20 protein-coding genes are annotated in these 21,077 nt (G+C 45.3%); 19 read left to right on the top strand and 1 reads right to left on the bottom strand.

Features of this window, described 5'->3' with window-relative positions:
- The first annotated feature begins 13 nt into the window (after nucleotides 1-13).
- The 16 genes from rpsB (at nucleotide 14) to ACFFJH_RS19560 (ending at nucleotide 16,009) form a co-directional block, all read left to right on the top strand.
- Nucleotides 14-757 (top strand): 30S ribosomal protein S2, encoded by a 744-nt coding sequence (rpsB, locus tag ACFFJH_RS19635; RefSeq protein ID WP_212673671.1) that lies wholly within the window; start codon nucleotides 14-16, stop codon nucleotides 755-757.
- A gap of 136 nt (nucleotides 758-893) precedes the next feature.
- On the top strand, nucleotides 894-1,775 hold the full coding sequence (tsf, locus tag ACFFJH_RS19630; protein WP_390214778.1) for a translation elongation factor Ts: 882 nt from the start codon (nucleotides 894-896) through the stop codon (nucleotides 1,773-1,775).
- Between the two features lie 199 nt (nucleotides 1,776-1,974).
- Nucleotides 1,975-2,691, top strand: coding sequence for a UMP kinase (gene pyrH, locus ACFFJH_RS19625; RefSeq protein WP_390214776.1), 717 nt, complete (start codon nucleotides 1,975-1,977; stop codon nucleotides 2,689-2,691).
- 109 nt (nucleotides 2,692-2,800) lie between these two features.
- Nucleotides 2,801-3,361 carry a ribosome recycling factor gene (frr, locus tag ACFFJH_RS19620; RefSeq protein ID WP_390214773.1) on the top strand — a complete coding sequence of 187 codons (561 nt, stop codon included), beginning with the start codon at nucleotides 2,801-2,803 and terminating at the stop codon, nucleotides 3,359-3,361.
- 41 nt (nucleotides 3,362-3,402) lie between these two features.
- On the top strand, nucleotides 3,403-4,161 hold the full coding sequence (uppS, locus tag ACFFJH_RS19615; RefSeq protein ID WP_390214771.1) for a polyprenyl diphosphate synthase: 759 nt from the start codon (nucleotides 3,403-3,405) through the stop codon (nucleotides 4,159-4,161).
- 85 nt (nucleotides 4,162-4,246) lie between these two features.
- Nucleotides 4,247-5,071: a phosphatidate cytidylyltransferase gene (locus tag ACFFJH_RS19610; RefSeq protein WP_390214769.1), complete on the top strand. Its 825-nt coding sequence runs from the start codon at nucleotides 4,247-4,249 to the stop codon at nucleotides 5,069-5,071.
- 84 nt (nucleotides 5,072-5,155) lie between these two features.
- Nucleotides 5,156-6,343 (top strand): 1-deoxy-D-xylulose-5-phosphate reductoisomerase, encoded by a 1,188-nt coding sequence (gene ispC / locus ACFFJH_RS19605; protein ID WP_390214767.1) that lies wholly within the window; start codon nucleotides 5,156-5,158, stop codon nucleotides 6,341-6,343.
- A gap of 5 nt (nucleotides 6,344-6,348) precedes the next feature.
- A complete protein-coding gene (gene rseP / locus ACFFJH_RS19600; protein ID WP_390214765.1) occupies nucleotides 6,349-7,725 on the top strand; it encodes an RIP metalloprotease RseP in 1,377 nt (458 codons plus the stop codon).
- Nucleotides 7,726-7,829: 104 nt separating this feature from the next.
- A complete protein-coding gene (bamA, locus tag ACFFJH_RS19595; RefSeq protein WP_390214763.1) occupies nucleotides 7,830-10,184 on the top strand; it encodes an outer membrane protein assembly factor BamA in 2,355 nt (784 codons plus the stop codon).
- Between the two features lie 76 nt (nucleotides 10,185-10,260).
- Nucleotides 10,261-10,779: an OmpH/Skp family outer membrane protein gene (locus ACFFJH_RS19590; protein WP_390214761.1), complete on the top strand. Its 519-nt coding sequence runs from the start codon at nucleotides 10,261-10,263 to the stop codon at nucleotides 10,777-10,779.
- 2 nt (nucleotides 10,780-10,781) lie between these two features.
- Nucleotides 10,782-11,876 carry a UDP-3-O-(3-hydroxymyristoyl)glucosamine N-acyltransferase gene (gene lpxD / locus ACFFJH_RS19585; protein WP_390214759.1) on the top strand — a complete coding sequence of 365 codons (1,095 nt, stop codon included), beginning with the start codon at nucleotides 10,782-10,784 and terminating at the stop codon, nucleotides 11,874-11,876.
- Between the two features lies 1 nt (nucleotide 11,877).
- Nucleotides 11,878-12,387 (top strand): 3-hydroxyacyl-ACP dehydratase FabZ, encoded by a 510-nt coding sequence (gene fabZ / locus ACFFJH_RS19580; RefSeq protein WP_189344232.1) that lies wholly within the window; start codon nucleotides 11,878-11,880, stop codon nucleotides 12,385-12,387.
- 2 nt (nucleotides 12,388-12,389) lie between these two features.
- Nucleotides 12,390-13,178 (top strand): acyl-ACP--UDP-N-acetylglucosamine O-acyltransferase, encoded by a 789-nt coding sequence (gene lpxA / locus ACFFJH_RS19575; protein ID WP_212673679.1) that lies wholly within the window; start codon nucleotides 12,390-12,392, stop codon nucleotides 13,176-13,178.
- A gap of 28 nt (nucleotides 13,179-13,206) precedes the next feature.
- Nucleotides 13,207-14,355, top strand: a complete 1,149-nt coding sequence (gene lpxB, locus ACFFJH_RS19570; protein WP_390214757.1) for a lipid-A-disaccharide synthase — start codon at nucleotides 13,207-13,209, stop codon at nucleotides 14,353-14,355.
- A gap of 142 nt (nucleotides 14,356-14,497) precedes the next feature.
- Nucleotides 14,498-15,283 carry a TatD family hydrolase gene (locus ACFFJH_RS19565; RefSeq protein ID WP_390214756.1) on the top strand — a complete coding sequence of 262 codons (786 nt, stop codon included), beginning with the start codon at nucleotides 14,498-14,500 and terminating at the stop codon, nucleotides 15,281-15,283.
- Between the two features lie 15 nt (nucleotides 15,284-15,298).
- Nucleotides 15,299-16,009: an ankyrin repeat domain-containing protein gene (locus tag ACFFJH_RS19560; RefSeq protein ID WP_390214755.1), complete on the top strand. Its 711-nt coding sequence runs from the start codon at nucleotides 15,299-15,301 to the stop codon at nucleotides 16,007-16,009.
- A 96-nt stretch (nucleotides 16,010-16,105) separates the two neighbouring features.
- On the opposite strand, the gene ACFFJH_RS19555 is transcribed toward ACFFJH_RS19560, so the two are convergent.
- Complete coding sequence (locus ACFFJH_RS19555; protein ID WP_390214753.1) at nucleotides 16,106-17,077, bottom strand: MBL fold metallo-hydrolase; 972 nt, start codon at nucleotides 17,075-17,077, stop codon at nucleotides 16,106-16,108.
- 268 nt (nucleotides 17,078-17,345) lie between these two features.
- Here ACFFJH_RS19555 and ACFFJH_RS19550 point away from each other — a divergent pair, with 268 nt between their 5' ends.
- Genes ACFFJH_RS19550 through ACFFJH_RS19540 form a run of 3 tightly spaced genes read left to right on the top strand, consistent with a single transcriptional unit; the run spans nucleotide 17,346 to nucleotide 20,920 of the window.
- Nucleotides 17,346-18,599 (top strand): sensor histidine kinase, encoded by a 1,254-nt coding sequence (locus ACFFJH_RS19550; RefSeq protein ID WP_390214752.1) that lies wholly within the window; start codon nucleotides 17,346-17,348, stop codon nucleotides 18,597-18,599.
- Entirely contained in the window at nucleotides 18,592-19,377 is a 786-nt protein-coding gene (locus ACFFJH_RS19545; RefSeq protein WP_390214751.1) for a LytR/AlgR family response regulator transcription factor, read from the top strand. Before ACFFJH_RS19550 ends, ACFFJH_RS19545 begins: the two co-directional genes overlap by 8 nt.
- 7 nt (nucleotides 19,378-19,384) lie before the next feature.
- Nucleotides 19,385-20,920, top strand: coding sequence for a DUF4407 domain-containing protein (locus ACFFJH_RS19540; protein WP_390214750.1), 1,536 nt, complete (start codon nucleotides 19,385-19,387; stop codon nucleotides 20,918-20,920).
- The last annotated feature ends 157 nt before the right edge of the window (nucleotides 20,921-21,077 follow it).

Here is a 21,077-nt window from a genome sequence, read left to right as displayed (position 1 = left end):
CCCTGGAGTTATTATGTCTGTAACAATGCGTGAAATGTTAGAAGCTGGTGTTCACTTTGGTCACCAGACCCGTTTTTGGAATCCAAAAATGGCACCGTACATCTTCGGTCATCGCAATAAAATTCATATCATGAATTTGGAAAAAACATTGGCGATGTATCAAGAAGCAATGAAATTCATTCGCCAATTGTCCGCTAACCGTGGCACGGTTTTGATGGTTGGTACAAAGCGCCAAGCGCGCGAGTTGATCGCTGCTGAAGCAAACCGTGCAGGTATGCCTTTTGTTGATCAACGTTGGTTGGGTGGTATGTTGACTAACTTTAAAACAGTTAAAACATCTATCAAGCGTTTGAAAGATATGGAAGCATCTGTGCAAGATGGTTCTGTAGAGAAGTTGTCTAAAAAAGAAGCGTTGATGTTTCAACGTGAAATGGTTAAGTTGCAAAAATCCATCGGCGGCATTAAAGATATGCCAGGCGTTCCTGATGCAATTTTCGTGGTAGACGTTGGTTACCACAAAGGCGCGATCACAGAAGCAGCTAAATTGGGTATCCCAGTTATCGGTGTAGTTGATACGAACCACTCACCAGAAGGCGTAACTTACATCATTCCAGGTAATGACGATTCTTCTAAAGCGATTGCTCTGTACGCTCGTGGCGTTGCAGATGCGATTTTGGAAGGCCGTGCAAATGCAGTGAATGAAGTGCTTGAAGCTGTTAAGCCAAGCGACGAGTTTGTTGAAGTAGAACAGGCTTAATTTTTACGCCGAAGCTTGTTAAAGCGCGGCGTTTAAAAAGCTAAAAAAGGGGGGCAACGCGTGTTTGCCCCTTTTTTTAAATCGAATTGATATTGAACTTGTGCATCGTTACGATGCAATGAATTAGGAGAGAAACATGGCAGCAATTACAGCAGCGATGGTCGGCGAATTACGTGCAAAGACTGATGCGCCAATGATGGAATGCAAAAAAGCATTGACAGAAGCAGAAGGTAACATGGAACGTGCGGAAGAAATCTTGCGCGTTAAATTGGGTAGCAAGGCTTCTAAAGCAGCGTCTCGCGTAACTGCAGAAGGTGTTGTTGCGTCTTATGTTGAAGGCGGCGTAGCATCATTGGTTGAAGTTAACTGTGAAACAGACTTCGTAACAAAAAATGATGACTTCATTGCATTTGCTAATAAATTGGCAAAATTGGTTGCTGAAAAAAATCCAGCTGACGTTGCAGCATTGTCTGCATTGGCATTGGATGACGGTACTGTAGAAACAGTACGCGCTGGTTTGATTGGTAAGATCGGTGAAAATATGTCTATCCGTCGTTTCGAACGTTTCGAAACAACAGCAAAAGTGGCAACATATTTGCACGGCACACGTATTGGTGTAGTAGTTGACTTCGACGCAGCTGATCACCAAGTTGGTAAAGACGTTGCGATGCACATCGCTGCGATGAAGCCAGTGTCTTTGTCTACTGAACAAGTTCCAGCTGAATTGATCGAAAAAGAGCGTTCTGTTGCATCACAAAAAGCGGCAGAATCTGGCAAACCTGCTGATATCGTGACTAAAATGGTTGATGGCGCAGTTCAAAAGTTCTTGAAAGAAGTGTCTTTGTTGAACCAACCTTTCGTGAAAAACGACAAGCAAACAGTTGAGCAAATGTTGCAATCTGTTGGTGCTTCTGTAAAAGCATTCACAATGTTTGTAGTTGGTGAAGGTATTGAGAAGAAGCAAGACGACTTCGCTGCAGAAGTGGCGGCGCAAGTTGCTGCTGCTAAACAAGCGTAAGCAAGCATTAAAAGAGAACGGGCCGAAAGGCCCGTTTTTTTAAGGCGACTTTTTTAATCTTGTTTGTGTTGTGGAAGTGCTTGATGTTTAAGTGATTATCGCAAGTGTTTTACCTAGCGGCTTTGTGTAAACTACTACAAAGTTGGCCGCCCCAGAATTTTTGCAATAATGTCTTTTAATCTTCAAAGGAGCCCAGATCGTGACTAAACCAGCTTATAAGCGCGTGCTTTTAAAACTCTCTGGTGAGGCTTTAATGGGCGATGATGCCTATGGCATTAATCGCGCGACCATTGAGCGTATGGTGACGGATGTTGCCGAAGTTTCCCGTATGGGTGTTGAATTGGCTATTGTGATCGGGGGAGGTAATATTTTTCGTGGTGTTGCCCCTGGTGCGCAAGGTATGGATAGGGCGACTGCTGATTACATGGGTATGCTCGCAACAGTAATGAATTCACTAGCATTAGGTGATGCGATGCGCCAAGTTGGTATTACGGCTCGTGTAATGTCTGCGATCGCGATTGAGCAAGTTGTTGAGCCTTATGTGCGCCCAAAGGCTTTGCAGTATCTTGAGGAGGGCAAGGTAGTCATTTTTGCGGCCGGTACAGGTAATCCATTTTTTACTACGGATACAGCTGCTGCTTTACGGGGATCTGAAATCGGCGCAGAATTAGTCTTGAAAGCCACTAAAGTCGATGGCGTTTATACCGCAGACCCGAAAAAAGATCCGTCTGCAACACGCTATTCCACTATTTCTTTTGATGAGGCGATTTCACGCCATCTTCAGGTCATGGATGCAACGGCTTTTGCGTTGTGTCGTGATCAGAAGTTGCCAATTAAAGTATTTTCCATCGTTAAACCGGGCGCCTTAAAAAATCTGATTATGGGTGGAGACGAAGGTACCTTAGTCCACGTATAATGCGCCGTTTTGGATCGCTTTGCGATCCTTGCTTGTTACAGCAAACTTAATTTGTTTTGAGGCCAATGAGAGCGCAAGCTCTCATTCTCGTTTAGTTTAGGAGTAAATCATGACAGTAGCCAGTGTTAAAAGTAGCGCCGACCAGCGCATGCAAAAATCGATAGAAACCTTGAAGTCTAATTTATCTAAGGTGCGTACTGGGCGTGCCCATACTGGTATTTTGGATCATGTTATGGTTGACTATTACGGTTCTCCTACCAATATTTCTCAAGTGGCGAACGTTACGTTGATCGATGCGCGCACCATTGGTGTTCAGCCCTGGGAAAAGAAAATGTTGACTGTGATTGAAAAAGCGATTCGCGAGTCTGACTTAGGTTTGAACCCAGCGTCGCAAGGCGACATGATTCGCGTGCCTACACCACCGTTGACAGAAGAGCGCCGTAAAGAAATGGTGAAGTTGGTAAAAACGGAAGGTGAAGACGCTAAAATTGCAGTGCGCAATATACGCCGTGATGCCAATGAGTCATTGAAGAAATTGTTGAAGGATAAAGATATTTCTGAAGATGATGAACGTCGTGCTCAAGACGATATTCAAAAATTGACCGACAAATTTGTTGCTGAAGTAGATAAGCTCTTGGCTGAAAAAGAAAAAGAAGTGTTGACCGTTTAAGTTGTGGTGTCATTCTTCTTTTTATTTACATCCGGAGTTTCATGAATCATTTAAGCTCAACGAAAACAGTCCCAGACGCGGGACTGATGCCGAAGCACATTGCCATTATCATGGATGGCAATGGGCGTTGGGCGACCAAACGTTTTTTGCCACGAGTTGCTGGGCACGTTAAAGGTGTTGATGCGGTACGTGGCATCGTCGAAGCATGTATTAAACGCGACATCTCATTTTTGACTTTGTTCGCTTTTAGTTCTGAAAATTGGCGACGTCCCGCGGACGAGGTGTCATTGCTAATGCGCCTGTTTGTGACCGCCTTGGAAAAAGAAGTGAAGAAGATGCACGACAATAACATTCGCCTCAAGATTGTCGGTGATTTGTCGCGCTTTGATCTACCGTTGCAAGAAGCTATACAGCAGGCGCAGGAATTGACGGCTGCCAATACACGCTTAACAGTAACAATTTGTGCGAATTATGGTGGTCGCTGGGATATTGTGCAGGCGGTTAATAAATTGACTTCGGCGAATCCGAGTCAGAATGACATCACCGAAGAAATGTTGGAATCACATTTGTCGATGGCGTATGCGCCCGAGCCAGATTTGTTTATACGCACTGGTGGTGAAACGCGTATTTCTAATTTTTTGCTATGGCAGTTGGCCTACACAGAGCTGTATTTTACCGACACTTTCTGGCCTGATTTTAATGCCAAAGCATTAGATGAAGCGATCCACTCTTATCAAGCCAGAGAGCGTCGTTTTGGGCGTACTAGTGCTCAAGTTTCTGGTGCATCAAAAACTGAGTGAGTCGAATAATCAACAACTGACTAGTTCGCTTAAGTTTCACTTAGTCGCCCATTAGTTGTCCATCTAACGAGTAATATTCGCCATCATGCTAAAAACACGCGTTATCACAGCTCTTGTCCTGTTATGTATTTTAATTCCGATTCTAATGTCGGGATCTCCCATCGCCTTTACGGCTGCAGCAGGTTTATTTTTAGCCGCAGCCATGTGGGAAAGTCAGCGTTTATTTAATAAGCCAGGAGCGATTCCCATTTCTATCGTTTGGGCTTTGGCCTTCGTGTATTTGTCCTTACAAACTACAACCTTTTCTTTGCCAACTTTATTTACCGTCTGTGTGCTTTTTTGGGTATTTGGTTTGATACCTAGTTTAAAGTTTGGTTTGCCTGCTGTGACCAGTTTTGCTAGCGGTTTGATTAGTGGTGTGTACGCGGTCGCCATCTTTGGCTGTTTTATAGCGATGAATTATTTGTTCGGTAAATCTACGACATTACTTTTATCGACATTAGTCTTAGTATGGATTGCAGATAGTGGTGCTTATTTTGTCGGCAAAGCGATGGGGAAACGTAAATTAGCACCGAGTATTTCGCCTGGCAAATCATGGGAAGGTGCCATTGGTGGTGCGATTGTCGTTATTTTGTTTGCCGGGCTATGTGTTTTTGTTCCCGCTTTACATGAGACTTTGCCGTATAAAATCTATGCCAGCCAAGGTGGCTTGGTCATGGTTCTTAGTATGTGCCTGATATCTGTTGCGAGTGTTGTTGGCGATTTATTTGAGTCCTTACTCAAACGTCGCGTAGGATTCAAGGATAGTAGCCACTTATTGCCAGGTCATGGTGGTGTGTTGGATCGTATTGATGCGCTAATCCCTGTTTTGCCATTAGCAGCTTTATTAGTCTCAGTTTGGAGTCTATAAGTAATAAGTGGTTAAGGTGATCGTGCTATTTTATGCAACAAACAAATCACTTCGCCACAATGACAGCTTGATATAGCGAGATTTATGCTTAAACAACAAATTTGCATCTTAGGTGCTACGGGTTCTATTGGGGTTTCTACCTTAGACGTGATTGCACGCCATCCTGAGCGCTACCAAGTTTTTGCTTTAACAGCGCACACGCAAATTGAGAAGCTGGCACAACAATGCGCTGCGTTTCATCCTGCTTATGCGGTAGTTGCAACAGCCGAATTAGCACAAGAATTGGAAAAACACCTACTCCAAGCCTCCCCCAAAACCACAGTCTTATACGGTCCTCAAGCACTGTGTGAAGTCGCTAGTGCCGATGAGTGTGACGTAGTCATGGCTGCGATAGTTGGCGCAGCAGGACTGCCAGCATCCTTAGCGGCAGCGCGTGCGGGTAAGCGTATTTTGTTAGCAAACAAAGAAGCGTTGGTTATGTCGGGCCAATTGTTTATCGATGCGGTACAGCGCAGTGGTGCGAATTTGTTGCCGATCGATAGCGAACACAATGCCATTTTTCAATGTCTGCCGGCAGGATTTCAACGAAACCTTGCTGATAGCGGTATCTCAAAAATTATACTAACAGCGTCTGGTGGGCCATTTTTAAATCGAGACGTCGCGTCTTTGCATGACGTTACACCAGAACAGGCTATTGCTCATCCCAATTGGGTTATGGGACGTAAAATTTCAGTCGATTCTGCGAGTATGATGAATAAAGGGCTAGAGGTTATTGAGGCGCACTGGCTGTTTGGCGCTGCGCCGGATAAAATCGAAGTACTAATTCATCCGCAAAGCTTGGTGCATTCTATGGTGTCCTACGAGGATGGTTCCTTGTTAGCTCAACTAGGTAATCCGGACATGCGTACCCCGATTGCTTATGGTTTAGCTTATCCAGAACGAATCGCGTCTGGCGTAGAAGCTCTGGATTTAAGTAAATTCTTGCAATTGAATTTTCATCAGCCGGACTTTCAACGTTTCCCTTGTTTGCGTCTGGCCTATGAAGCCTTGCGCGCAGGTGCTTCTGCGCCCGTGGTATTGAACGCAGTCAACGAAGTAGCGGTCGATGCGTTTTTGAATTCGGCGCTAGGTTTTATGCAAATCGAGGCAGTTATTGCGTACGCCTTAGAAAAAATTCCAATGCAAGCGACGAATACGCTAGAGTCGATTTTGGAAATCGATGCCGAAGCAAGGCAAGTCGCACAGCGTTATATTTCTCAATTAAGGCATTAAATTCTATGCAGATGATCCAAACAATTCTGGCATTTGTTTTTGCCTTGGGTAGTCTAATTATCTTTCACGAGCTCGGCCATTTTTTAGTCGCACGGTGGTGCGGCGTGCGCGTATTACGTTTTTCCATAGGCATGGGAAAACCCATTTTCACTAAAAAGTTTAGCAATAGTCCTACTGAATGGACTATTTCGGCAATTCCACTGGGTGGTTACGTGAAAATGTTAGATTCGCGAGAGGTGCCTAAATCGGAGATGACCGAAGACGATTTACGTGAAGATTTTTCCGGTAAGTCAGTTTGGCAGCGCATTGCTATCGTAGCTGCGGGGCCGATTACTAATTTCTTACTTGCCATAGTCTTATTTTCTGCGCTGTTTATGGTAGGTATTGCCGATCCCATCGCAAAGCTTCGTATTGCTTCACAAAGTTCTATAGCCTACCAATCCGGCTTGCGTCATGGTGATCATATTTTGAGCGTTGATGGCGAAGCCGTACAGTCATGGTCTGATCTGCGTTGGAAATTGATGCAAAAAGGTTTGAATCAACAAGATGCTGTACTCGCGTTCGAACGTCCTAATCGAGATCGCACAACCAGCATGGACCACTTGGAAATCAAGTTGCCGACCAGTCAATTGAGTGCAAGCGATCTGGAAGCTGACTTTCTGAGCAAAATGGGCATTGGCCTGTATCGAGGAGCTGCCAGCATTTTGGAAGTAACACCTAATGGTCCGGCGGCAAAGGCGGGCTTGCAGGCGGGTGATCAGATCCTAGAAATTGATGACCACAAAATACTTGACGGCCTTGAATTGGTGGAAATTATTAGTGCCTCGCCAGGCAAGACCTTAACTATGCTAGTCAGTGGCCCGAAGCAAAACTACGAAGAATTCGAAGTCCAGATAACGCCCGAATCCAAGCAAGAAAACGGAAAAACAGTAGGCCGTATTCAGGTACGTCCAGCGAATGACGTGCAAATGACGACGGTCAGCTATGGTGGTTTGGAAGCAATTGCAAAAGGCGCATCCAAAACTTGGCAAACTAGTGTACTGACACTAAAAATGATAGGCAATATGCTGTTGGGTGACGTCTCTTGGAAGAATATTACTGGCCCACTGACAATTGCCGACTATGCTGGGCAAACTGCGAGAATTGGACTGATCAGCTATATTAGTTTCATTGCATTAATCAGTATTAGCCTTGGTGTAATGAATTTGCTGCCTATACCTGTGCTAGACGGGGGGCATTTGTTGTATTATTCGCTGGAAGTTTTAACTGGAAGGCCAATTCCAGATAAATATGCAGAAATGGCGCAGCGAGGAGGGCTAGCTGTATTGTTGTGTTTGATGGTTGTCGCTTTTTTTAATGATATTGTCCGACTAATGTCATAATACTCAGTTTGACGTGAGCAATATTCTAAATTCGAGTTCACAGGCTTGAATTTAAGACAAACGAGTAGCAACCAAGTAGAAATATTGAGACTGAAAAAACCCCAATGAAATTACAATTTGAGAAATTTACTTTGCCAGCTTTCCCTCGTCATCTTCTCGCACTTGCTGCATTAGCTCTGTGTTCCGGTCAGGCGGCCGCGATTGAACCATTTACTGTCAAAGACATTCGCGTTGAAGGTCTGCAAAGAACCGAAGCTGGTACTGTCTTTAGTTACCTTCCAGTGCGCGTTGGCGAAGTCTTTAATGATGCAAAAAGTACTGCAACGATCAAGGCCTTGTTTGCCACTGGTTTTTTCAAAGATGTTCAGATTGAAGTAGAGGATGGTGTTCTGATCGTCTTATTGGATGAACGTCCTACTATTTCTACTGTGGATTTCACAGGGACTAAAGAATTTGAAAAAGACCAATTGGTCAAAGCCTTAAAAGATATTGGCGTCGGTGAAACCCGTATCTTTGATAAAGCGACTGTAGACCGTGCTGAACAAGAGCTTAAGAAACAGTATTTGTCTCGTGGTTTATATGGTGCTCGTATTACGACCACGATTACCCCCATTGAACGTAATCGTGTCAATGTCACATTTGCCGTGGATGAGGGTGATGTTGCGAAGATCGCTCAAATCAATATTATTGGAAACAAAGCGTTTTCAGATGGCGAGTTGAAAGAGTTATTGGCCTTAAGTACCCCAACTTGGTTTAGCTGGTATTCAAAAGCAGATCAATATTCCAAGCAAAAACTTTCTGGTGATATTGAGACCATACGTTCGTTCTACCAAAATCGTGGCTATTTGGAGATGCAGGTTTCCTCCACACAGATTTCTATCACACCCGACAAAAAGCAAATTTACATCACAATTAATATTGACGAGGGTGATAAATACACCGTCTCTGATGTCAAGATTGAAGGTGAAACCTTTGGTCGCGAAGAAGAATTGTCCTCATTATTATTGTTAAAAAAAGGTGATACCTATAATGCGGCACGTTTGACAGATAGTACAAAACGGATTACCGATCGTATGGGCAACTTTGGTTATGCCTTCGCCAACGTTAATCCCAATCCTCTGATTGATAAAGAGAAAAAAGAAGTCGCCTTTACTGTTTTTGTCGACCCTGGCAAGCGTGTCTATGTACGCCGCATCAATTTGGCGGGCAATACGCGTACCAGAGATGAAGTCATTCGTCGCGAATTCCGTCAATTTGAGAGTTCGTGGTATGACGGTGAAAAAATTAAAATTTCACGTGACCGCGTTGAATATCTAGGCTTCTTCAAAGAAGTCACGATTGATACGCCAGAAGTCCCAACTAGCACTGATCAAGTAGATGTGAATTTGACAGTAACCGAAAAACCAACGGGCAACATCATGTTAGGTGCTGGTTATTCCAGTGCAGAGAAAATTACTATCACTGGTTCGGTTCAACAGGTGAATGCTTTTGGTAGCGGTGATACCATCGGTCTCGATATTAATACCAGCAAATATAATCGTACGATTGCTTTGACGCACGTTGATCCGTATGCGACTGACGATGGTATTAGTCGCAGTATCGATGCCTATGTACGTACCTCATTGCCGCCGATTGGCTCTTATGGTTACTACCGTATTCAATCTTCTGGCGGCAACATTCGTTATGGTGTGCCGTTTTCAGAACTTGATACCGTATTTTTCGGTATCGGCTTGGAACGCTCTAAGATTGATACTTATACCGATAGCCCATATCGCTATTTGAAGTATGTTGCAGACTTTGGCGGGAAAGATGTCATTAAAGAGCCAGCCAATCCATTGTATGGTGTCGGTACCGCGACAAATAATTCAATACCTTTATCCGCGGCATGGCAGCGCGATAGCCGAGATAATGTCTTGACACCATCGATTGGTCGCTACCAAAGGATTAATCTTGAAGTATCTGCATTTGGTGAGTTTAAATACTACCGAGCGATTTACAAACATGAGTATTTCAAACCGATTTATCGCTCAGTGATTTTGGCAATGAATGGTGAAATTAACTACGGACATGGTTTGGCCGGTAAGCCTTATCCTGTATTTAAAAACTTTTATGCGGGCGGTATTGGTTCAGTGCGCGGCTATGAACCAGGCTCTTTAGGAACTAAAGATCCACGTGGCGATACCTTGGGTGGTGCAACCCGTCTGGTAGGTAATGTTGAGCTACAAATTCCATTCCCTGGCGCAGATAAGTCCTTACGCTGGTTTACCTTCTTTGACGTAGGTAATGTATTTGATGAAGGACAAAAAATCCGTGCTCAGGATTTAAGAACCTCAGTTGGTATGGGAATTAGCTGGATTTCTCCGATGGGACCATTAAAATTGAGCTTCGGTAAGGCTTTAAATGCGAAACCTGAAGATAAACGTCAGGGCTTCCAGTTTACGATGGGCACAGGTTTCTAATTGATGATAATTTGCGTAACTCTAGATCGTTTTATTTATTGTTTGCAATTTTGAAGTTTGTAATGTGGAGAATATTTTGAATCAAATATCTTATCCGTCCAAATTCATACGCCGTGCTTTGCTTACGGCTGTTTCATTGGTGGTGATGGCTCAGGTGCAGGCACAGGATTTTCGCGTTGCGTTCTTCGATGGTCAGCGTGTTTTAAATGAGTCTTTACCGGCCAAAGTAGCGACTTCAAAAATTGAACAGGAATTTTCCCGTCGCAAAAAAGAACTGGATGACATTAATGAGCGTTGGCGTGGACTGGTGCGCCGTTTCGAAAAAGACGCACCAGGTTTATCTGACTCAGATCGTATTAAACGCCAACGTGAATTGACGGATCTTGATCAAGAATTTAACCGCAAGCAACGTATCTTCAATGAAGACTTAGGTCAGCGCAAGCAAGAAGAGTTAAACGCCTTAGCCGAGCGTGCTCTGAAAGTCGTTAAACAAATTGCTGAGGCTGAAAAGATTGATCTGGTCGTACAAGATGCCGCCTACATCAATCCGCGCATCGACATTACAGATAAAGTACTGAAAGCACTTTCCAAATAAAAATGACAAATAAAAGCATTCGACTAGGGGAGTTAGTCGATCGCTTCGGTGGTCAGTTAATTGGTAATCCTGATATTCAGGTCGTCGGCATTGCCCCATTAAGTGATGCGAGCGATCGTCATATCACCTTCCTCTCTAATTCCAAATTCAGATCGCAAGCGGAAAAAACGCAGGCGATCGCTTTGATTTTGTCTGAACAAGATCATCTACAATTAGCCGATACCTACCAAGGCGCGCGCATTATTACAGCGAATCCTTACGTGTATTTTGCGAAAGCTGCGCAGCACTTTTTCGATATCAATTCTATCGCGGCAACTCACGGTGTACATCCGTCAGCGTGGGTAAGCCCGCAAGCGGAAGTGGCAGCCAGTGCGAGCATTGCAGCGCATGTGTCAATAGAAGCGGGTGCAGTGATTGGCGAGCATGTGGTGATCGCCGCCGGTGTGTCAATAGGTCGTGGCGTATCGATAGGTGATCATAGCCAAATCAATGCGAATGTTAGTATCTATAACGATTGCATTATCGGTCAGCGTTGCATCATTCATTCTGGCGCGGTGATTGGTGCCGATGGTTTTGGCTTTGCTAATGAAAAAGGCAAGTGGCTCAAGATCCCACAAACTGGCCGTGTCGTGATTGGCGATGATGTGGAGATTGGTGCCAATACCAGCATAGATCGCGGTGCCTTGGCCGATACAATTATCGAAAATGGCGTCAAGCTCGATAATCAAATCCAAATTGGACACAACTGCCATATCGGCGAAAATACCGCGATGGCCGGATGTGTTGGCGTTGCTGGCAGCGCCAAGATCGGCAAGAACTGTACTTTTGGCGGTGCGGCCATGGTTCTGGGGCATTTGACCATCATCGATAACGTGCATATTTCATCGGGCAGTATGGTGTCGCGCTCAATTTTAGAACCTGGTCAATACACGGGTTTTTATCCTTTGGCAAAAAATGCCGACTGGGAGAAAACCGCAGTGATCGTGCGCAATCTCGATAGCATGCGCGACAAACTCAAACAATTAGAGAAGACTGTCAAAGCACAGACTTCCGCAACCATGATTCAACATTCAAATACCTCTAACTCAGAAGAATAGTATGGAAAACATCGATAAAAGCTTAGACATCAACCAGATTAAACAATACCTGCCACATCGTTATCCGATGTTGTTGGTTGATCGCGTGTTGACTTGGGAAAGCGGCAAATCAATCACAGCGATTAAGAATGTCACAGCAAACGAAGAATTTTTTAATGGTCACTTTCCAAATAAGCCTGTGATGCCTGGCGTGTTGATGGTAGAAGCCATGGCGCAAACGGCGGCGATTTTGTCCTTCCTGACGATGGGCCAAAAACCAGATGAAAATACGATCGTGTATTTCGTGGGTATCGATAATGTTCGTTTTAAACGCCCTGTAGGTCCCGGCGATCAATTGAAGATGGACGTGGAAATCTTACGCGTTGCGCGCGGCATTTGGAAATACAAAGCAGTGGCAACGGTGGATGGCCAATTGGCGGTCGAGGCAGAATTAATGTGCACATTACGCACCACCAACGACGAACTGAAAACCGCAGCCGCAACAGGTACTAGCGCTTCTACAGGAGCATAAAGATGGCGATTCATTCCACCGCAATTGTTGATCCCAAAGCACAACTCGACTCTAGTGTTGAAGTTGGTGCCTATTCAATTATTGGTCCCAATGTGCGGATCGATGCCGGTACGACGATTGGACCGCATGTGGTGATTGAAGGTCATACGACGATAGGTAAAGACAATCAGTTCTTCCAATTCTCTTCGATTGGCGCTGCGCCGCAAGATAAGAAATATGCGGGTGAGCCAACTTTGTTAGAGATCGGTGATCGCAATGTGGTGCGTGAATTTTGCACCTTTAATCTAGGTACGGTGCAAGATGGTGGTGTCACACGCGTGGGTAGTGATAATTGGATTATGGCTTACGTGCATATTGCGCATGACTGCCATGTCGGCAATCGTACAATTTTCGCGAATAATGCAGCCTTAGCGGGCCATGTGCATATTGGTGATTGGGTGATTTTGGGTGGATTCTCCAACGTCCATCAATTCTGCAAAATCGGTGCGCATGCGATGGTAGGTATGAGCACGAGTTTGACCCAAGATGTACCACCATTTGTGATTTTGAATGGTAATCCAGCCGCTGCGCATGGCATTAATATAGAAGGTTTGAAACGTCGCGGTTTTAGTCGTGAACAAATTTCTGCGATACGTCAAGCGTATAAAACCTTGTACAAATCGGGTTTGACTTTAGACGAAGCAAAAGCGGAATTGGACAAGGAAATTGCCGCGCAAACGGCAGAGATCGCTGAACACATTTCGACATTCCGTCAATTCCTCGACACCTCAACGCGCGGTATCGTGCGTTAAGTCGATTCATTAGCACAGCCCAATCATTGTGACTCGTCCTATTATTTCTATGGTCGCCGGAGAAACCTCTGGCGATATGCTGGCAGCCCGCTTATTGTCGGGCCTGCGTCCGCAATTACCCGATTCTTTGATGCATGGAATCGGAGGTAAGCACATGGCGGAGTACGGATTTCAAAGCGATTATCCTATGGAGAAGCTGTCGGTCCGCGGCTTGTTCGAAGTGTTAATACACTATCGCGAAATTTCCGGGATACGCAAACAATTAATGGCGCAGTTGTTGGACGAAAAGCCTGAGGTGTTTATCGGTGTGGATGCGCCAGATTTTAATTTGGATTTGGAAGTTCAACTCAAGCGTGCTGGGATTCCGACCATGCATTACATCAGTCCATCGATTTGGGCTTGGCGTGGCGGCAGAATCAAAAAGATCGCCGAAGCGGTTTCGCATATGTTGGTGATCTTTCCGTTTGAAGAAGAGATTTATCGCAAGGCAGGCATTCCCGCGACCTATGTTGGGCATCCTTTGGCGCAAGTGATACCAATGGAGCCGGATGTGGAAGCGGCGCGTGAGGAACTTGGTCTCGAAGCCGACGCGCGCGTTGTGACCATTTTGCCTGGTAGTCGTATGTCGGAGATTAAATACAATACGACGGCGTTTATTGCGACGGCAAAATTACTTTTACAACGCGATCCGCATTTGCAATTTTTGGTGCCCATGGTTGGTGCGAAACAGCGAGCATATTATTCCGAGTTGGTCTTGGCCGCACAATTGGATGAAGTGCCGATTTTGCTAATGGAAGGCAAGTCGCACACGGCGATTGCCGCTGCCGATGTCGTGTTGGTCGCGTCGGGAACGGCTTCATTGGAAGTCGCCTTATTTAAGAAGCCAATGGTCATTGCCTATAAAATGATGGCAGCATCTTGGCATGTACTAAAGCACATGGGCTACCAGCCTTGGATAGGTCTGCCGAACATTATTGCCGAAGATTTTTTGGTTCCCGAATTTTTGCAATCCGCAGCAACACCGCAAAATATGGCGGATGCTTTGTGGCAGCAACTCAACGATGTCGCTTTGCAAAAACGATTGAAGCAACGCTTTACCGATATGCATCAGGATTTGTTGCGTGATACAGCGAGTATTTCTGCACAAGCGGTGCTCAATCTTATTCATAATCGCTAGTTGGGTCGCGCATCCATTCGCTAAGCTAGCGTAAGAAAGTCGCGAACCTCACAGCGAACAGCGAACTGCGAGCGTTACTCGAAAAACGCCTTAACAATCTGTAGCTCAAAGTTGCATTCAAATTCAGCAGGAAATTTTCACCATGTATATCGATTCTCATTGTCACATTAACTTCCCAGAATTGGCAGCGCGTATGCCTGAGCTCTTGCAACGTATGGAAGACAATGGCGTCACCCATGCGTTGTGTGTTTCGGTTGATTTGCCCGATTTTCCGCAAGTTTTGGCGCTTGCTGAACAGTATCCACATATCTACGCGTCGGTTGGCGTGCATCCTGATTACGAAGATACTGAAGATCCAAGTGCTGAGCGTTTAGTTGAGTTGTCGCAGCATCCTAAGATCATTGCGATTGGTGAGACAGGTTTAGATTATTTTCGATTGAAGGGTGATTTGGAATGGCAGCGTGAGCGTTTTCGCCAGCATATTCGGGCTTCACGCTTAAGTCGCAAACCCTTGATTATTCACACGCGTGCAGCGGCGGACGATACCATACGTATTATGCGAGAAGAGGGTGCAGGCACCGATCAGGGCGGTGTGGCGGGTGTGATGCACTGCTTCACCGAATCTTTAGAAGTGGCGCAAGCTGCAGTGGAGATGGGATTCTATATTTCTTTCTCAGGAATCTTAACTTTTAAGAGCGCTAAAGATTTACAGGCCGTAGCGAAAGCGCTGCCGATAGAGCGAATTTTGATAGAAACGGATTCTCCTTATCTGGCACCCGCACCGCATCGTGGCAAAATGAATGAACCTGGTTTTGTAAAACATGTGGGCGAGTTTTTGGCGGATTTAAAAGAGCTACCGCTGAAACAAGTGCAAGAACAAACCACGAAAAACTTTTTTGATTTATTTCAATTTGCGCGAGCCAATTGAGGAGCGTGAAATTTCATGCACCAACTTCAACTAACTAGCCAGCTTCGTCAATGTAGTCGCCTGACTATTTGGTTTGTTTTGTTTGTATTCTCTCCGCTCATCTGGGCGCAATCATCATCTCCAACATCATCTTCTGAGTCAGACAAAATCATTCGCGCAGCAAGATTTGATGACCTGCGTACGATTAAACAATTTGCCGAGCACGATGGTGATGTGAATTTGGCAGAACGTGATCGCGGCGAAACTTTGTTGATGATCAGTGTGCGAGAACAATCGCAAAAAGTGTTTGATTATTTGTTGATGCATCCGAAAATTCAACTCGATCACCGTGCTAAGAATGGCGACACGGCCATCATGTTAGCCGCCTATCTAGAGCAAAAAGAAACTGTGCAACGCTTAATCGAAGCGGGTGCGCAGGTGAATCAAGCAGGTTGGACTGCATTGCATTATGCCGCCGTCGTTGGACGTCTCGACATCGTTGAAATGCTGATTGCTCGTTTCGCCTACATCGATGCAGAAACGCCCAATAAGACCACGCCATTGATGCTTGCAGCGCGTCGTGGTGAAATAAATGTCGTAAAGTTTTTGATTGCCGAAGGTGCAGACATTTCGCTTAAAAATATGTTGGGTTGGACTGCTTATGATTTTGCTGTCGAATCTGAACGTCGCGATATCGCGGCCTTATTGCAAGACTTGATGCAGGAAAAAGCAAAAGAGCATAAGTAAGCTTGCTAATCGCAAAGCATACTAGTCACGCAGATATTTTTGTATGAGCGCCGTGAAAATATCGAAGGCGAATCAAGTGAAAATCTGAGTCAATCTCTACACCGCGATTTCCATCAAATCACTGCCGACGACAATTTCTCCGTCGAAATAAGGCCGTACCGCGTTCAGCCAAATGCTATCTTCAAGATAAGGATAGCCACCAGGTACAAAATGCGATAGTACGAGTTTCTTGACCTTGGCCTCGCTTGCCACTCGTCCAACTTGTTCTGCCGTGCTATGACTCGCGAGTAGATGTTCTTTTAATCTTGTCGCATTGGGTTCAGTCGCGAGCAATTGATCTAAGGCGGGTGTGTGCATGATTTCATGAACTAGCACGTCAGCATCTTTCGCTAGCTGGACAAGATTTTCTGAGTAAGTTGTATCACCAGAAATCACGATAGATTTTCCTGCATGCTCAAAGCGATAAGCTAGTGCCGACCTAATTGGTGGATGTTCGACTTGTCTCACTGTGACTTTGATTTGCTCATTTTGTAGAACAAGACTACCATTCTTTAGAGAGTGTGGAATTTCATGAGGAACTATCAAGGCCTTGAGTGGATGACGACCTTCATCTTGTATGCGAGTTTGAATATCAAAATCATTCAAAGCTAGAAATTGCTGAGTCATGCGTTTGATGGGCGCTGGTCCGTAAGTATCAATACGATGATTCAGATCCGCCGCCCACGCTAACAGCATCAGATTGCCATAATCGGCATTGTGGTCGGAATGATGGTGAGTCAGAAAAACATGGCGCACGGCTGATAATTTCACGCCAGCTTTGACGATTTGCTGTGCAACGCCATTGCCGCAATCAATCACATAAGCTTCGCCGTTGATCAGTATCATTTGCGCAGGCGCTGCACGATTCTTTTTCGGCGTCGGACCACCAGCGGTGCCTAGCAAAATCAGGCGCATTCCTGTATTACTTTCTGCTTGTACCAGACTACTAGCAAAACCAGCTGAAGTTGCAATGGTCGAGAAACTGGCAAGAGCAGTTTGCTGTAAAAAAAGGCGGCGACTTGAATTCATGTTAATGATAGTTAGCTAAGTCTTAATCAGGGATTGTGCAGCGTTTGATCAGTGTTTGATCAACGCTTGGTAGCGCAGTGTAACTTGGCGCTTCTTAAAGTCCAAGTGATCGAAGATTTTTACACCTTCATTCTTCGGTTTTATCTCTATTTTTTGTCTTTCATCGGATAATACCCATCAGTTCCATATTCGTCTTTTATTCTTCACTCATGGCAGGTGTCGTATCAATTGACTTTATTGAACTAATAGAATTTTTCAGGAGAATAAAATGTGGAGTAGCTTAATGTTGGTTCTGCGGACGAGCATTGCGTGGGGAATGTGCGGTTTACTGATTGTGCTATTCATATTTGAAGGTTTGTTTCGCAATAGCCCCCCTAATTTTGTTCCGATTTTGTTAGTGATCGGTGCATTTATTGCAGCAATTTCTGCTGCTTCGCATATTCGTCGAGTACGTTTGATTGATCAAACCGTGACGTCCGTTACGCTGGCGAATCGACACAGACGTCAAATTGAATTACCTTTGGATGCAAATACTGCTTTCGCTTTAATTGAGGCCTCGATTCGCGAATTACCAGGAGCGGAACGTGTCGATAGTGCGGCCGACAGTTTGCAAGTGCGCGCCAAGATTAAACGAGTAGCACCATTTCATGATGACTATTGGAGTGAATTACCTGTCACGAAATGGTTGAACAGTGGTGACAACCAAATTTATGCAACGGTATCCCCTGGTATTGATGCTTGTAGCGTGATTATGATCTGCGAACCAACGCGTGCTGGTTGGACTGATTGGTTCATCTTGGATAGCGGCGTCAATTTAGAAAATACGATGGCGCTGGGACGAGCGATTTCGCGCCGTGTTGCCGAGCTGCGTAAAACGGAAAAAGAAGCGACGCAACAAACCGTCACAGAGAAAGAATTAACCGTCGCTAAGCTCAATCTTTTGCACGCACAAGTCGAACCTCATTTTCTATACAACACCTTGGCGAGCGCACAAATCTTGACGCGCTCAGATCCTGCTAGTGCCGATCAAATGTTGGGCAATTTGATTACCTATTTGCGCCATTCTTTGCCAAAAACGGAAGACACGCCGTCGACCATTGGTGTGGAATTAGAACGTACTCGCGCCTACCTCGATATCATGAAAATTCGCATGGGATCACGTTTGCAAGTGCAAATTGAAGTACCAGATTATTTGAAGCCGGTTTTGTTCCCTAGCATGATGTTGCAAACGCTAGTGGAAAACGCGATCAAGCATGGTTTAGAACCACAAACAGGCGGTGGCACGATTTGGATCTTGGCGCGCGCGCATGAAAATAATGTGGCATTGACGGTTGCAGATGATGGTCGAGGTTTTAGTGCGGAAGGCGCGGGGACGGGTATCGGTTTGCGGAATGTGCGTGAGCGTCTGCGCTTAGCTTATGGCAACACCGCTAGTTTTGGCATTGTGGCCAATTTCCCCAAAGGGGTTGCCGCAACGATTAATGTACCCACCACCTTTATCCAAGGAGAACAACATGCCTAAATGTGTCGTCGCCGAAGATGAAAGCTTGTTACGAGAAGCCTTATTGGAACAGTTGGGCAAGGCTTGGCCTAGCTTGGAAATCATCGCTGCTTGTGATGATGGAGCCAGTGCGCTTGAAGCGATTATTGAAGGTCAGCCTGATGTAGCGTTCTTAGATATCCGTATGCCGGGTTTGACCGGAATAGAAATCGCAGAAGCCATGAAAGAGCATAGTCCGCATACGCAAATTGTCTTTGTGACCGCCTATGACCAATATGCGATTGATGCATTTAACAAAGGCGCCGTGGACTACCTGTTAAAGCCTGTCAGTTACGATAGACTTTCAGAGACCGTGCAACGCCTGCAAAGTCGCGCTGTAAAAGATCTAAATGCCGTCACCAGTTTGCTACAACAACTCAATGTTGGGAGCAGCCTAGGTGTAGCGACTGCCTTTCAAGCAACGCAAAAAAATGAGCCTTTAGTTTGGTTAACTGCTAGTTCAGGGACGGAAACCAAATTGATCATGGTTGACGATGTCGCTTACTTTAAAGCCGATAATAAATACACGGTCGTGATGACGGCCGAAGGTGAATCTTTATTGCGCAAACCTATACGCGAATTACTCGAATTACTCGACGCAAATATTTTTAAGCAAATTCATCGTTCCACCATCGTCAATTTAAAAGCTATTTCTTCAATTGCTCGCGATGATACGGGCAAAGGAATCGTGAAGTTAAAAACACGACCTGAGACGCTCACCGTTAGTCAGCCCTTCATGGTTTTATTCCGCAATATGTGAGGTCGCTATGCATGCTTCAGTGAATTCTGCTCCTGTATTTGATCATGGGCAGTGGCGGCGTGCCGCCCTTAGTTTTCTCGCCTTATCAGCGGCAGTTCCGGTTGAGGTGTTAGAGGAGCGTGATCAGCAGGGCACTTATCGTTTTATGCGAGGTCGTCATAAATATTATGGCATCGGCTCTTTAGTCATCTTCTTTGCGCTCTTTTCTGGTTATGGCATGGGTCACATGCTTGCGACCATGAGTACCATTTCTGCATGGGGCGCGGTTACGACGGGAATTATTTGGGCCGTATTCCAATGGTGTCTAGAAAGGCAAATGCTGATTAGTATTCGCGCGGATGCAGCGTGGTGGAAGAAGCTATTTGGCTTGAGCTGGCGCGGCTTGTTAGCCTTGTTATCGGCATCGACCATGGTGTATCCATTTTTTGTCGAAAGTAATCGTGCCGAGATAGATGTCAAAGTCGGAGAGATGGCGCGCACTCGTTTGATTGATAATGTACAGTCAGCCCAACTGGCGGTCGGTTTGCCAGCTTTGCGTCAAGATGCAACAAGGGTAGAAGGCGCGATTAAACAAGTTGATCTAGCACTTGCTAGCGAACCACCTGATTTGGCGGCATATCGCCAACGTGCCAAAGTGTGTTGGCAAACATTTGCGAAAACCGAGCTTGCTATACAACGTCAATTGCGACCTTTATTGTTGCAAAAAAACGCGGCTGCAAATGTGGCTGCGTCCGATGCTTTACTCGATGCAAAAATTGATGCCTTAAATCAAAAACTCAATGCCGCAAAAGCGCCATGCCAAAACGCTGATAGCCTAGTAATAACCAAACTAATGGAATGGAAACAGCAAAAAAGCGCAGAAAAGAAAGTACTGCTTAGCGAGCAAAAGCAGGTACAAAGCCACATCGCAGAAGCTAAGCAAAAGGAAGTCTCACTCAGCGAATCACAAGAGAAAAAAATTACACTCGCAGCACAATCTGGCTTCGCTGCCGACTTTGCTGCAGTGGCAGATTTAGTGAGGAATGATGCCAATCGGCGCTTTCAATTGATTTGGTGGTTGACTTGGTTTTTTGCGATAGAAATGGTGGCGATTTTGGTGAAGTTCACGTCAACCACCGATGTGGATCTGCGATTCAATAGTATTGAAGTCGCAGGGCAAGAGCAAATCAGCGCGCAGTTACAAACCCAACAGGAGCAAATTGCGACGCAGCGATTGCAAGCCAGCATGCAAGCGAAAGGTGAGCAAGTAGTTTGGTTAGAAGATGATGGTCAATTGGCGCAAGCACGTTTGCGCTTGGAGCAAGCGTTGGAAACGCAATTGCATCGTCAATTATCCGAACTCGATGTCGCATTGCGTTTGAATGTTGAGGCTTTGAAATTGCATCTATCGCAATTGGAAGCCATTCAGCAGTTGGAAAATAATTCAATGGTGTTGAATGCGGGCAGTGTTGACCCTAGGGTAGAGAATATGGTGCAAGAAACGATTACTAAGATATTGGATAGTCTGGCGGGTGTGCAAGGATCAGCAATCAAAGCTTCGTGATGACTGACATGTTGTTTGTCATTCCCGCGAAGGCGCACTGGTGTCCGGAATAATTTGCTTGACTAAGCTGTGGGATGTTGCAGGCATTGGTTTACGAGTGTTAACCTCGGTTTGCCGACTAAAAAAACAAACCTGCAACATGTTAAGAATAACCAAT

Source organism: Affinundibacterium danionis (genome assembly GCF_042432465.1).
Classification (GTDB): Bacteria; Pseudomonadota; Gammaproteobacteria; order Burkholderiales; family Burkholderiaceae_D; genus Undibacterium; species Undibacterium danionis.
This window is presented reverse-complemented; position numbering and strand designations above follow the sequence as displayed.

Bases quoted from the DNA above. Each gene is read 5' to 3' on its own strand.
- ACFFJH_RS19545 (WP_390214751.1), top strand. From the start codon at position 18,592: ATGCCTAAATGTGTCGTCGCCGAAGATGAAAGCTTGTTACGAGAAGCC.
- frr (WP_390214773.1), top strand. From the start codon at position 2,801: ATGACAGTAGCCAGTGTTAAAAGTAGCGCCGACCAGCGCATGCAAAAA.
- lpxD (WP_390214759.1), top strand. From the start codon at position 10,782: ATGACAAATAAAAGCATTCGACTAGGGGAGTTAGTCGATCGCTTCGGT.
- rseP (WP_390214765.1), top strand. From the start codon at position 6,349: ATGCAGATGATCCAAACAATTCTGGCATTTGTTTTTGCCTTGGGTAGT.
- ispC (WP_390214767.1), top strand. From the start codon at position 5,156: ATGCTTAAACAACAAATTTGCATCTTAGGTGCTACGGGTTCTATTGGG.
- ACFFJH_RS19550 (WP_390214752.1), top strand. From the start codon at position 17,346: ATGTGGAGTAGCTTAATGTTGGTTCTGCGGACGAGCATTGCGTGGGGA.
- ACFFJH_RS19560 (WP_390214755.1), top strand. From the start codon at position 15,299: ATGCACCAACTTCAACTAACTAGCCAGCTTCGTCAATGTAGTCGCCTG.
- ACFFJH_RS19610 (WP_390214769.1), top strand. From the start codon at position 4,247: ATGCTAAAAACACGCGTTATCACAGCTCTTGTCCTGTTATGTATTTTA.
- fabZ (WP_189344232.1), top strand. From the start codon at position 11,878: ATGGAAAACATCGATAAAAGCTTAGACATCAACCAGATTAAACAATAC.
- tsf (WP_390214778.1), top strand. From the start codon at position 894: ATGGCAGCAATTACAGCAGCGATGGTCGGCGAATTACGTGCAAAGACT.
- ACFFJH_RS19555 (WP_390214753.1), bottom strand. From the start codon at position 17,077: ATGAATTCAAGTCGCCGCCTTTTTTTACAGCAAACTGCTCTTGCCAGT.
- rpsB (WP_212673671.1), top strand. From the start codon at position 14: ATGTCTGTAACAATGCGTGAAATGTTAGAAGCTGGTGTTCACTTTGGT.
- ACFFJH_RS19540 (WP_390214750.1), top strand. From the start codon at position 19,385: ATGCATGCTTCAGTGAATTCTGCTCCTGTATTTGATCATGGGCAGTGG.
- lpxA (WP_212673679.1), top strand. From the start codon at position 12,390: ATGGCGATTCATTCCACCGCAATTGTTGATCCCAAAGCACAACTCGAC.
- bamA (WP_390214763.1), top strand. From the start codon at position 7,830: ATGAAATTACAATTTGAGAAATTTACTTTGCCAGCTTTCCCTCGTCAT.
- uppS (WP_390214771.1), top strand. From the start codon at position 3,403: ATGAATCATTTAAGCTCAACGAAAACAGTCCCAGACGCGGGACTGATG.
- ACFFJH_RS19565 (WP_390214756.1), top strand. From the start codon at position 14,498: ATGTATATCGATTCTCATTGTCACATTAACTTCCCAGAATTGGCAGCG.